Genomic DNA, 12,570 nt, shown 5'->3' with positions numbered 1-12,570 from the left:
ACTATTCGTTCTGTTTTACTTATATATAGATAAGCCTAGATGAGCCGACTTAATTATCACCACCTTTACTACTTTTGGCAGGTTGCTAAGCTCGGAAACCTGACTCAAGCCGCTAAAGAATTACATGTTTCGCAATCTGCGCTCTCTGCGCAAATCAAACAGTTAGAACACAATGTCGGGGTATCACTATTTGAGCGCGTAGGCCGCAGCCTAATGCTCACCGATCAGGGTAAAAAGGTGCTGAGCTATGCCGATGATATTTTTACCACGGGGCAAGAACTCGAAGCCTTGCTAAGCAAAGGCGTACAGTCAACCACCCATGTAACTATTGGGGTGTTGACCACTCTGTCACGTAACTTTGTAGAAGCTTTTATTAGCCCTTTGATGCGGCGCAGCGATGTGCAATTTAAGTTAAAGTCAGGCAGTATTTCTGAGCTGCTCAACGGCTTAACTAATTATGAGCTGGATTTAGTGCTTACCAACCGAACAATAAACCTAGATACTTCAGATCCCTATTGGCAGTGCCAATTAGTAGCCAAGCAACCGCTGGCGATCATTGGTCCGCCTGCCCTCAAGCCAAGCACGCCATTTCCACAAGGCTTTGAAAAAACACGCTGGATCTTGCCACCTGCCAACTCAGATTTACGCACCGCATTTAATGCGCTGTGCGCTCAGTATCAGTATTTCCCCAACATTTTGGCAGAGGTCGACGATATGGCGATGATGCGACTACTGGCACGAGATAGTGGCGCGGTAGCCGTTTTACCTGCCGTAGTAGTAAAAGACGAAATAGCCCAAGGGGTGCTACAGCAATATCAGGAACTACCTAATATTTATGAGTATTTTTATGCGATTTCAACACAGAAAAAGGTTGTTCCTGAAGCAATTAAAATCCTGCTGCAAGAAGCGCGTGATAAGCCCGCACATTTTTAAGCACGCTGATTTTTATTCACCTGAAAGTATTAGAAAATCACGATTTATTTCTGTTTTTTAACTTAACCCATATTAACGTAAGAAAATTGGCCTAAGCACTTGACCAATTGATGTTTATTTAGCAAGCTGAAACTATAGGATAAAAATTCGACGAGGCAGTTATCGTGTTCAAGCTTGCGCACAATGGCAATATCTTAATGGATGTGAAGTCTGCTTCACCGCCAAGTGCTGCGTTTGTGATTGAAGCCCTTGAAAAATCACAATTTGCCGACTGCGAAATTGATCACGACTCGATTAATGCCTTTTTCCAAAGCGACTTTCCAGAGAGCCAAATCGTCGTTGCTAAACAACATGATGCCGAATTTGAAGTCACCTTAAGTGACGATAAAATGCAGGCCTTTGGGCAACTTAAAACTGCTCGAGGTGGTAAAGCCGTATCATTAGAAGAGGCAAAAAAAGCCATTGTTAAAGCGGGCGTCAGCCGTGGCTATAAGCAAGCTTACCTAGAAAATATCCTGCGCAAACAGTTTGAACTTCCACCTGGCGAAGAAGCATCTGGATTAATCGCCCAAGGCCGGCCACCACAAGACGGCCAATCAGCAAAATTACTGCCGCACGTACAAACTTTAAAAGAGAGACTCAAACAACCTAGAATGCGTGAAGATGGCACCGTTGACATGCGTGATTTTGGCAAGCTTGCAAGCGTCGCCCCGGGTGATTTACTGGTGACTCAAAAGCCCGCAACACCAGGCAAAGAAGGCTTTACAGTTAGTGGTGAAAGTATTGAAGCGAAGCCCGGCGAATCGTTCCAGCTTATGGCGGGTGAAGGCACCGAGATCAACCCCAACAACCCACTAGAGCTTATCGCAACCATTGCAGGTTGCCCCTCAGATATCGCCAACGGTATGCGCGTGGATGATGTATTTACGATTGCCGATGTCACAGTAAAAAGTGGTCATGTCGACTTTAATGGCAGCGTTGTAGTTACCCATAATGTGGAGCCGGGTATGCACGTGACTGCACAAGGCGATATCACAGTGCTCGGCACGGTGGAATCTGGAGAACTTATTGCAGGTGGTCATATTGAGGTACGAGGTGGCGTGATCGGCCACGTCGACCATCAAAATAATGAGCAAGGCTTAACCTGCAAGCTTATCGCCAAAGGCAATATTGAGATTGCCCATGGACAATATACTTACCTTGAAGGCGATAACATTATTATCAATAAGCAAAGTAACCACTGCGATATTAAAGCGCAAAAGCTGATACAAGTTGGCACTGGCGATCATCCAAGTGGCAAGTTAATAGGTGGTTCAATCATAGATGCGCAAATGGTGGTAGCGGGAGAGATTGGCAGTGAGTCTGGCGCTAAGATGATGATTTATCTTGCACGCAAAGGCCTTAAAATCACCCAAGAAACCGACACCCTGTTCAAAGAAGTCGCCGCCACCAATGATTCTTTAGATCAACTACAGCAAGCGATTGAAAAAGCAGAGTTAGTAAAAGACGCAGCTAAAAAGCAACAACTCAAAACTAAAATTGGCGCAACACAGATGCACTACTGCCAGCAAGCCGAGCACCTTGAGCAAAAGCTCAGCCAGCTTGATCACGACTTACACGATTTGCTCGACAACACGAAACTTGCAGCAAACAAAGCGCTTCATTCAGGGGTTGAAATTCATATCTTTGATCGCGTGTATAAAACAACCCGCAGTTACCCCCCTTGCTCAGCAACGCTACAAGAAAACCAAGTTAAAATAGACTTTAAAACCGCAGGCTCCTAGCCTGCACTTTGCTCTAGCGCTGACACTTAGCGCAATACACTGTGCTGCGTTGCCCTAGACGTATTTCTTTTAATGGCGTTTCGCAGCTTACGCAAGGCTCACCTTTGCGACCATACACCAGTAACTCTTGAGCAAAGTAACCCGGCTTACCATCACTTTGAGCAAAGTCTTTAAGTGTCGTTCCCCCTTGTTTGATAGCTGCACTTAAGGTTTCCTTGATGATCGGTGTTAGTAATTGGTAGCGTTTAAGTGAAATTTTACCTGCTTCTTTTTTGGGATGGATCCCTGCTTTAAACAAAGATTCATTGGCATAAATATTACCCACACCAACCACCACATGATTATCCATAACAAATTGTTTAATCGGCTGCTTTTTGCCTCTGCTTTTTTCAAATAAGTACTCTGCTGTAAAAAGCTCGGTCAACGGCTCAGGACCCAGCTTTTCAAAAACGCTATGATCTTCGCCTGTACCTTGCCATAAGAAGGCACCAAAGCGACGCGGGTCGTTCAATCTGAGCGACTTACCTGAGGCCAGAATGATCTCCACATGATCATGCTTTTTTAGTGGCTCTTTGCTATCAACAACACGTAAGTTTCCTGACATCCCCAAGTGCAAAATCGCAGTGCCATGCTTGGATTCGATAAGCAAATATTTTGCCCGTCGCTTAACCGCAAGCACCCTCTCACCTTCGAGCAATTGTACTTCCTCTGGTACAGGCCATCTCAGCTTACCATTGTGCACTTTTACGCTTTGGATAATATGTTGCTCTAAATATGGTTGAATGCCTAAACGGCTCACTTCGACTTCTGGTAACTCAGGCATAATTCACTCTATTACTGTGTGGTATTACAATTCTATCGGTAGAAATAATGCTTTGGCTTGCACACTATCAAGCTCAAACCAACGCTGTTGTTGTTTATCAAATAATACAAAGCCATTATCGCTAGGATACAGCTGATAGCTAAGGGGAAGCTCTTGAGTTGCTAGCCAAAACTGCGCTGCGCTCAGCGCTGGCTCCAACTGCTTTGGCGTCTCAACAACCAATAGCTGTAAACTTTGCCACTTGGCGACAAGCGCACCTAAGGCATCTTCGCTAAAGGCCTGGTTTGAGCCTTGCGGTAACTCGATACGCCAGCTTGTACCAATGCGTTCAATTTTATAGCCAGGAAATGCCACGGTTAAGACAAAGCTTTGCTCTGGTAGCACAGCTTGAATCTTTGCTTTATCGTCGCTGGGATTCAATTTATAGTGGAGACCGTTGAGAAAAAAGATCATCAGTAACATGGAAAAGATCACCACGTTATTCCACGCCTTACGGCTCATTTGAATCATACCTATCTCCTAAGCGTTTGAACGGTTAGTGTATAATACTAATTTGTATTTATACATGCTCAATTAGCCCTTGCTCACCGAGGCTATTTCGCCTAGTTCAACAATCTGTCGTTACCATCCCCTATCTACGCCAAATTGCGCATTTACACTATTTAAATGACAAGTTATTTTGCTAGAATGTGGGCAAAATTTTAAGGAGTTCCGTCAATGGCAATGTTTGTAGTGGGTCATAAGATCCCTGATTCAGATTCAATCTGCGGTGCAATCGCACTTGCTTATTTAAAAAACCAAATTGGTGAAGAAGCAATCCCAACGCGTTTGGGTGAAGTCTCACCGGAGACTCAGTTTATTCTTGACCGTTTTGGTTTTGAAGCACCAGAGCTTAAGATGAGCTATGCTGGCGAAGATGTGTATATCGTTGACCACACTGAAAAAACGCAAGCACCAGACGACATCGATAAAGCAACTGTAGTTGGCGTAGTTGATCACCACAAACTAGGCGACCTTACAACTTCAACACCACTTGAGTGTTGGATCCGCCCTGTTGGCTGTAGTAACACGATTATTAAAATGATGTACGACTTCTACGATGTAGAAATCCCAGCAAATATTGCTGGCATCATGATGTGTGCAATCCTAAGCGACACAGTCATCTTCAAATCACCAACTTGTACTACTGCGGATATCAAATGTGTTGAAGCACTTGCAAAAATCGCGGGTGTTGATGATGCTAAAGAGCTTGGCATGGAAATGTTCAAGGTGAAATCAGCAGTTGAAGGCACACCAATTCGTGACCTGGTCATGCGTGATTTCAAAGACTTTAATATGAATGGCAACCTTGTTGGTATTGGCCAGCTTGAAGTGGTTGATCTTGCTGTATTTGACAAGATCAAAGATGAGCTACATGCCGATATCGCAAAATTAAAAGAAGAAGGTAATCGCCACAGTGTGATGCTGCTACTTACTGATATCATGAAAGAAGGCTCACAAATGCTGATCGCTTCTGATGATGAAGCGATCATCGCAAAAGCATACGACGTTGAGCCTGAAGCTAGCAAAGTATGGTTAGACGGCGTACTGAGCCGTAAAAAGCAAGTTGTACCACCACTGCAAGACGCATTTGCTGGTTAATACTGCTCGCCGAGGCGAAAGTCTCGGCTGTTTTTATGCTGCACCTCACTCCAGGTATATTCGCCTCCTTTGTCAAAGACTTGAATGCTGCGTGCCATTCACATCACCTTATTCAAATTAATCTGCCCTTGAGCGACTGTATCGCGCAAGTCGGTGACAAAACGCTATTTGGCCCAAGCGTAATTGCTAGTGGCGTAGAACATAGCTTAAAAATGACCTCAGGCTGGGTGATATTAGTCGAACCAAAAAGCGTGTATGGCAAGCAACTCCAGAGCAACGGCTGTGCAGCAATCAAGATAAATACTGCACCAAATAGCAATGCCAAGCTTGCCGAGTTAATACGCACAGTAGGACTTACCGAGCTACCAACGACGGATTTAGATCCACGAATTGACCGTGTATTGGCGCAATTAGATACTTGTTTTAATGCACAAACTTGCCTTAAACCCAGTCACTTCAGCGCAAATACGATTGCCGAATCACTTTATCTCTCACCAAGTCGCTTTTTACACCTGTTTACCGAGCAAGTGGGGATAGCATGGCGACCTTATGTGCTGTGGCGCAGGCTGATCTGCTCAGTTGTCGCCATACAACAAGGCAACAACCTTACACAAGCAGCAATGCTCGCGGGGTTTGCAGATAGCGCTCATTTGAGCCGTACATTTAAACGGCAGTTTGGCATTACACCGACTGAGGCATTAAAAACACAAAGCGCTATAAACTAAGCCGTTTGTTTATTACCTCGCTTATAAGCTTCATCAATCAACTTAACCATAGGTAGCGACGATATGGTTAATACGACGAGAAAAATAATCGAATGAACAATCATCTCATCGACCGTATAGCCAATACGAAACTGAATAAATGCTTGGATCTGAATGTAAACATTGGCAGCAATAAATAGTGCTAATGACACGCTCCAAAACCACACATCTGTAACAGGACGCTTGCCATAAGCAACGCAAAAAGCACCAAATACATTTAAGAGATCTGCGACCAATAACACAATCCCAGTAAACATGCTTGATTCTATTGCTAAATGATCCGGCAGCGTAAATGCATCATAGATTGAGGCAATAAACGTCAGTAGTAAGAAATAAAATAAGACTTTCCATTTCATGCAAGCGATCCTCCATAACCGTAAGATATGTCATCGCGGTTACTTGGTCGCTGCTTCAGTACTTTGTCAGTACATACCTTATCAACAATCTTTGTTGTTTTTCTCATAGGCTCCTTCCCTAAATACAAAATAAAAAACTTAATTGTACACCTATTAACTAACCATGAACTTAGCCAGTTTATTCAAGCTTAGTTACCTAAGTTGCATCACACTGCTACCAAAATAGGAGCATAACCATGAAGCAATTTTTAGTAACTACCCCTTTAGTTGATTATCAACATTCAGAGATCCAAAGCTTAATAGAAGCAAAAGGTTGGCGGCAGCTTGATGAAATCACGGCAGCGGAGCAAATCTATAACTTCATCAAAGACGACATAGAGTTTGGTTATAGTGAGACAGATACACTAACTGCAAGCCAAGTGCTTAAGCAAGGCTATGGACAATGTAATACCAAAGGAACATTACTGGTCGCATTGCTAAGGGCTTGTGATATTCCCACCCGAGTTCATGGGTTTGAGATAGCCAACAGTCTTAAACAAGGGTTAATTCCTACCCTACTGGCGTGGTTTGCTCCAAAAAGTATTATCCATAGTTGGGTTGAAGTTTATTTAGAGGAGCGCTGGATAGAGCTTGAAGGTTACATAATTGATGACGGCTACCTTAAGCAGGTTCAGCAGCACTTCCCGAAGGCAAAAGGCTTTACTGGATTTGGTATTTCTACTCCCTGTTTACAGCAACCCGATAATCGCTTTTCATTAAATGGTGCATATATTCAAAAGCAAAGTATCACACGCGATTTAGGGCTTTATACAAGTCCAGATGCGCTGTATCAGCAACACAAAAATCTAACTGGCATCAAGCAATGGCTCTATGCACACTGCTTTAGACATTGGATAAACCAAAGGGTAAAGCGCGTCAGAGCCGGACGCTTCAACTAACTTGAGCGTGCAATAGCAAATTGGCTGCGATTGTGGTTAGTGTATTCAACGCCACCTCTATTGCGCGGGGATCACGCAGTTGCGGCCTGCAGCTTTGGCTTGATATACCGCGTGATCAACGGCTTTTAATGAATGACCAAAAGGCAAATTGGTATTGACTGCTGCGACCCCAAAGCTTGATGTAATGGTGATCTCCCCTGATGGCGTAGAGATAACCGATTGCTCTATTTCTTGTCGCAGGCGCTCGGCGATCACCATCGCTGAATTTACCGGCGTGTTAGGTAACAGCACAATAAACTCTTCCCCCCCTAAACGACACATACAATCTTCTAACCTCAAGGTATTTACGCAGATCTCAGCAAAGCTTTTTAACACTAAATCACCGGTTTCATGGCCGTGATTATCGTTGATTTTTTTAAAGTGATCTATGTCTAGCATCATCATACTAAATGGATGGTCAAAGCGTGCATGACGACTGATCTCACGTTTTGCGTTATCCATTAAAAAACGTCGATTACTCAATCCAGTGAGTGGATCTTTAAACGCCATGTCAGTAAGTTGCAGCTGTAACTGCCATAACTCTTTAACCAGTAATCGGCGACTGCAGCAGTCTGCAATCATCTCCGCAAAAGCAATTTCATCTTTGTGCCACGTACGTACGCCATTATTCCCTTCACAGCACACCACTCCGTGAGGAATACCATTTTTAAAGATCACCGTATCTAACATGGTCACTATGTGGTTTGGAGTTAAATAACATTCTTTAAATTCGGACGTTCTGGGATCGGCGGCAGCGTCATTCGCATCTATCGATTGACCACTGTTGATTGCTGAAAAATAAGCGGGGAAGTTTTCATATGTTAAGGCTGGCAATTGCACCGGTAACTCGTCACCCTGCCAATCTGTATTAGCAACATTGATAAGCTCAGAAGGTTTGTCAAGATCATCAAACAACCAAACGGAAACCCGAGTGACGTCTAAGATAAGCTTACCTTCATCTAGTAAATCAATCAGGAAGCTTTGAAATGTTCCCGATACATCAAGCTCTTGCGAGCTGAGCCGCCTAAGCCTCTGAGTGACATTGCTAAAGTTCTTCAACATAATACGAAGATTTTATTCTTTTCTGCTAGCATAACGCGCCATAATTTTTAAGCATAGTCTTAAATACTAGAATTAACCTATGTTTTGGAATATTTTCACACGATTATGTAAGAAATAAGAATATAAGTAGAGTAATCCGTAAAGGAGGTAATGCTAAAAGGTAATAAGCCTGAGATTATTAAAGTGGCGCGAGGCCACTTTATTCGTTGATTATTTAATATATTTTGCGAGGTATTTTTTAAATACCGGATCTGACATTGCCAATTGGCGTTGCTCATCCATGATTTCTTTAAGCAAAGACTCTGATGTCAGAGGGTTGGCCAAAACCACTCGAAATACCACCGTAGGTTGGCGGTCGTATCGCTCTGGCGTTAAGCGTGTTCGAGAAACAAAAGAGCGGCCCGCTTCACGCTGACGCTTTTGCATGCTTGCAGTAAAACGGTTGAGTGCGGCATAAATCTCTATCTTTTCTTGTTCATCCGCTTGTGCGATTGCCGCTTTTATTTGCTCAGGTACATAGCGATAAGTCAGCAAACATAGCTCAGGTTCAGAGATCAGCTCAAAATCAGGGGTTTGTTTAATTAGTTCAGCAAAATACCGCGCCTTTTCAATCCCTTTATCAATAAGCATCTCATAGCCTTGACGACCAATGACACGCAGACATGCGTGCACTAACATCGCCATACCAGGACGACTCCCCTCTAAAGTATGACTTCCCAGATCTTTAGAGCCTTTCCGTAATATGTATTCGGCGTGATGTTCAATTGCATCAGATGCCGCTGGGTCTTTAAATAACACCATACCCGCTCCCATAGGCACGTACATTTGCTTGTGCGCATCTATGGTTATTGAATCTGCTCGCTCCACCCCTTTCAGAAGGTAGCGATTGTTATTCGATAGTAGTGTTGCCCCACCCCAAGCGGCGTCGACATGAAAGTGGCAATTGAGTTCTTCAGCTAAATCAGCCATCTCTTCTAGAGGGTCAATATTACCCGTTTCGGTCGTCCCAGCAACACCAACCAAAGCCAGTACTTTTATCCCTTGCGCTTCAAGCTCATTAGCTTTAGCTCGCATGGCGTCAACATCAACCTTATTGTTGCCAGCCGTTTTGATTGAAATGAAGTTATCGCGGCCAATACCTAGCACATCTGCGGCCTTACCCAACGAATAATGGCCTCTTTCAGAAACCAATACCGCTAAGCCTCGGTAACCATAATGTAGCATTGCAGCCACAATACCCGATGCACCAATACCTTTAAATTCACCATCCGCTTTTAATAAGCGGTTTCTTGCAATCCAAAGCGCGGTTATATTCGCAATTGTGCCACCCGAACAAAAAGCACCTAGTGACGTTTTTGCGCTGTGCATCCACTTATCGTAGAAAGCATCATCGCTGCCGTAAACCAAGTGATGCATCATTCCCAATACTTGACGTTCAAGCGGAGTAAAGGCTTTTGACGTTTCAATTTTGACTAGGTTCTGATTGAGTCCCACCATCAACTTCGACAGTGGCAACACAAAATGCGGTAAAGCTGAGGTCATATGCCCAATAAAGCTTGGGGCTGCGGTATGCACTGAGTGGGCAACTAATTGCTCCATGATATCTTGCGCATAGTCGGAGACAAACATCGGCACTTCGGGGATCACCGCCGACTGAAAGTCTTTTTCAACTTCGTGCAGTGGCTTTTCAACTGCCGCAATATTCTCATTTAAAAAGCCAGCCAAATTGCTCGAGATTTCTTGCTCGATTCTGCTTAAAGTTGAATCAGGCGCCTCAGGCACGGTAAATATACGCATTAAGCTTTCTTCAGACGCAACGGCGCAACGCTTTGGACCCATCAATACTACCTAAACATCAAACGGTGCAGTAGCTTACCTACCCATTTTAGAGATTGAGTAGATACAAATTGCACAAGAGATTGTGATACATGAAATGGCTAACTTTACTGTAAAGAAAGGGAATTGTCTTCTATTGTCTAGTTAAAATTCATGAAACATTGACAATTTTATGAAAACCCAACGAAAGTTCAGTGAAAAATACCTTAGTTTCTATTTTACATTCTCGTCAAAAATAAGGTATAAAATGGGGACATAAACCCAACAAAACGGTATATTACCGACTTGCTCGCAACAATGCATTTTATTGATCATTGGTGAGGAAATTTTTTGCTTTATTTCTTCTCAAGTCATCAATTTATGTTGTATTGTTTATATTATGTAACAAAGCAGCTGCCACGCTTACGCTAGTTAGGCATTTTGATCGTCGTTAAATCGCGATATTGTGGATAAAGGATTATCATGAATACTCGGAGTATAGCTCAACCCCTCAAAGCTAAATCTAAGCAGCCTACGACAAAAGCAACGCCGCTTTTAGGGCTCACAGGTTATACTTCCCGACTCCCCGTTGCTTGGCTCGTTTTAGCCTCTTTTATCTTTTTAGCTGCCCTATCGATTTATGTTATCGCCAACTATTATGATACGCGTCGCGATATCATGGCGAGGATCGACGCCCAGCTAATCAATGCAGCCACCAGCGCCAACGTCATTGTAGGCAAAAAGTATCACGAGTCACCAGAGCAAATAACCCCAGCCGAGTTTAAACAAAAAAGCCATGCCCTCACCGAGCTTGCCCGTGCTTTAAATGTTGAATACGTCTATACCATGGTACTTAAACCACCTTACGTGCACTTTACCGCGTCCAGTTACACCCGAGAAGATCTTAAACTCAACCGACTAACACGTTATCAAGATGTTTATTCCGAGGCTTCGATTACCCTAAAAAGCGCCTTTCACTCTACCGAACCTGTGTTTGAAATAGCCAAAGACAAATGGGGCCACTTTAAAAGTGTGTTTATTCCTTTTGTGCTACCCGATGGCACTACTTATATAGCAGGTGCAGACTTAACCATTCACGATTTAGAAAGTCGGTTACAAGAAAGTGTAATGGATGCCGCCATTGACGCTAGCTTCTTCTTTGTGATGTTTTTGGTTGTCGTGAGCTTGTACTTTATGTACTACAAGAAGACCTTAACAACAGATAGCCGCACCGGATTTGGCAACCGTATCGCCCTTGAGCAAGCACTTAAATATTCTAAATCGCAACACCTATGCTTAAGCGTAGTATGGGTGAAGGAGCTTGAGGATATCATTAGCTTCTATGGCACGGAAGTCGGCGATAACGTTATGGCAAAAGTCATGAGCTACTTTAGCGAGTTTACCCATCCGTTTGAGGTTTACCGCCTTACCACCTCTAAAATTGCGCTAGTTACCAGCATCGAAAATGGTGAGCATTATTTGGCGAACTTAACCGAGTCATTCCCTTGTGCAAAACCCATATACGACGCGCCGCATTTATACGTTAATTTGTGTGCGGGTGTTGCTAAAGGCAATTGCGCGTTGTTACTTGAAAATGCCTTTCTCGCGCTACGTCAGGCCCAACAGCAAAATACCCAAGTGTGTTATTTTGATTCTCAGCTGCAAATAAACCCCCAGCAACAATCAAAAAATCTCCACCTCACCCGTTTACTGCAAAGCGCGTGTGAATCAGACCGCATCATTCCTTTTTTTACGCCGCGTAAAGCTTGTCACGACCATGCTGACATTCAGTACCACTGCACGGCACGCGTCCTTAACGAGCGCGGCGCTATCATCGATGCCGAACATTTTTATCCAGTGATGAAGCAACCAAAACTCCGCGCCCAAATTAGCATGAAGCTACTTGAGTTATGCATCACCCGTTTTCGTAAATCAAACCATGCTTGGAGCATGCAATTGAGCCACAGTGAAATCGCGGATGCAGAATATTTTGAATATATCAGCCAGATCCTACGCCGTTACCCGCAGCCACAACTTATCACATTTGAGTTTAATGAAACGGATGTGCTAAAAAACTTCAGCGATATGAGCTTAATGATGCAGTCGTTAAAAGCAAAAGGTGCAAATGTTGCAGTAACGGGTGTGAATAGTGGTTTTCTTACCATCAATCGGATCTTAAAACTCCCACTGGATGCCATTTGTTTAGAAGCCAGTATTTGTGAAAACTTGGATGAAGATGAGATGCTGCTGAGCTCCATTGAATATCTTGCAAGCCATTGCAATGCCAAGCGGATCGACTTGATTGTACCCTGTGTTGCCACCAGCAAGCAGGCAAAACAACTGGAAGCTGCAGGCGTTGCAAGATTAGAAGGTAGCTGGATAGGCAAAGCAAGCGGCCATCTTTAAGCCGCTTTT

At 43.7% G+C, this 12,570-nt stretch carries 11 protein-coding genes; 6 read left to right on the top strand and 5 right to left on the bottom strand.

Annotated elements, in window-relative coordinates; translation table 11 throughout:
* Positions 1-39: 39 nt before the first annotated feature.
* Positions 40-933, top strand: a complete 894-nt coding sequence (locus QSH61_RS03015) for a LysR family transcriptional regulator (RefSeq protein WP_010368484.1) — start codon at positions 40-42, stop codon at positions 931-933.
* Positions 934-1,097: 164 nt separating this feature from the next.
* Positions 1,098-2,717, top strand: a complete 1,620-nt coding sequence (locus tag QSH61_RS03010; RefSeq protein WP_010605721.1) for a flagellar assembly protein A — start codon at positions 1,098-1,100, stop codon at positions 2,715-2,717.
* Between the two features lie 13 nt (positions 2,718-2,730).
* On the opposite strand, the gene mutM is transcribed toward QSH61_RS03010, so the two are convergent.
* On the bottom strand, positions 2,731-3,540 hold the full coding sequence (mutM, locus tag QSH61_RS03005) for a bifunctional DNA-formamidopyrimidine glycosylase/DNA-(apurinic or apyrimidinic site) lyase (RefSeq protein ID WP_010605722.1): 810 nt from the start codon (positions 3,538-3,540) through the stop codon (positions 2,731-2,733).
* Positions 3,541-3,564: 24 nt separating this feature from the next.
* The gene (locus QSH61_RS03000) at positions 3,565-4,050 is read right to left on the bottom strand and encodes a hypothetical protein (protein WP_206471441.1); all 486 of its coding nucleotides are present in this window, start codon (positions 4,048-4,050) and stop codon (positions 3,565-3,567) included.
* A 207-nt stretch (positions 4,051-4,257) separates the two neighbouring features.
* Between QSH61_RS03000 and QSH61_RS02995 the strand changes: the two genes are divergently transcribed.
* A complete protein-coding gene (locus tag QSH61_RS02995) occupies positions 4,258-5,181 on the top strand; it encodes a manganese-dependent inorganic pyrophosphatase (protein ID WP_206471442.1) in 924 nt (307 codons plus the stop codon).
* A 35-nt stretch (positions 5,182-5,216) separates the two neighbouring features.
* Positions 5,217-5,906 carry a helix-turn-helix transcriptional regulator gene (locus QSH61_RS02990; RefSeq protein WP_206471443.1) on the top strand — a complete coding sequence of 230 codons (690 nt, stop codon included), beginning with the start codon at positions 5,217-5,219 and terminating at the stop codon, positions 5,904-5,906.
* Here QSH61_RS02990 and QSH61_RS02985 read toward each other — a convergent pair.
* Positions 5,903-6,301: a hypothetical protein gene (locus QSH61_RS02985; protein ID WP_206471444.1), complete on the bottom strand. Its 399-nt coding sequence runs from the start codon at positions 6,299-6,301 to the stop codon at positions 5,903-5,905. The genes QSH61_RS02990 and QSH61_RS02985 overlap by 4 nt on opposite strands.
* Before the next feature lie 236 nt (positions 6,302-6,537).
* Here QSH61_RS02985 and QSH61_RS02980 point away from each other — a divergent pair, with 236 nt between their 5' ends.
* Entirely contained in the window at positions 6,538-7,239 is a 702-nt protein-coding gene (locus tag QSH61_RS02980; RefSeq protein ID WP_206471445.1) for a transglutaminase-like domain-containing protein, read from the top strand.
* Between the two features lie 57 nt (positions 7,240-7,296).
* Here the strand turns inward: QSH61_RS02980 and QSH61_RS02975 are convergent, their stop codons facing one another.
* Positions 7,297-8,340 (bottom strand): sensor domain-containing diguanylate cyclase, encoded by a 1,044-nt coding sequence (locus QSH61_RS02975; protein WP_010605727.1) that lies wholly within the window; start codon positions 8,338-8,340, stop codon positions 7,297-7,299.
* 210 nt (positions 8,341-8,550) lie between these two features.
* A complete protein-coding gene (gene panP / locus QSH61_RS02970) occupies positions 8,551-10,179 on the bottom strand; it encodes a pyridoxal-dependent aspartate 1-decarboxylase PanP (RefSeq protein WP_174170374.1) in 1,629 nt (542 codons plus the stop codon).
* A gap of 459 nt (positions 10,180-10,638) precedes the next feature.
* Between panP and QSH61_RS02965 the strand changes: the two genes are divergently transcribed.
* On the top strand, positions 10,639-12,561 hold the full coding sequence (locus QSH61_RS02965) for an EAL domain-containing protein (protein WP_174170375.1): 1,923 nt from the start codon (positions 10,639-10,641) through the stop codon (positions 12,559-12,561).
* The last annotated feature ends 9 nt before the right edge of the window (positions 12,562-12,570 follow it).

The sequence above is a fragment of the Pseudoalteromonas sp. JC3 genome (genome assembly GCF_030291895.1).
Lineage (GTDB): Bacteria > Pseudomonadota > Gammaproteobacteria > Enterobacterales > Alteromonadaceae > Pseudoalteromonas.
The sequence above is the reverse complement of the archived record's forward strand: the minus strand, read 5'-3'. Positions and strand labels throughout refer to the sequence as shown.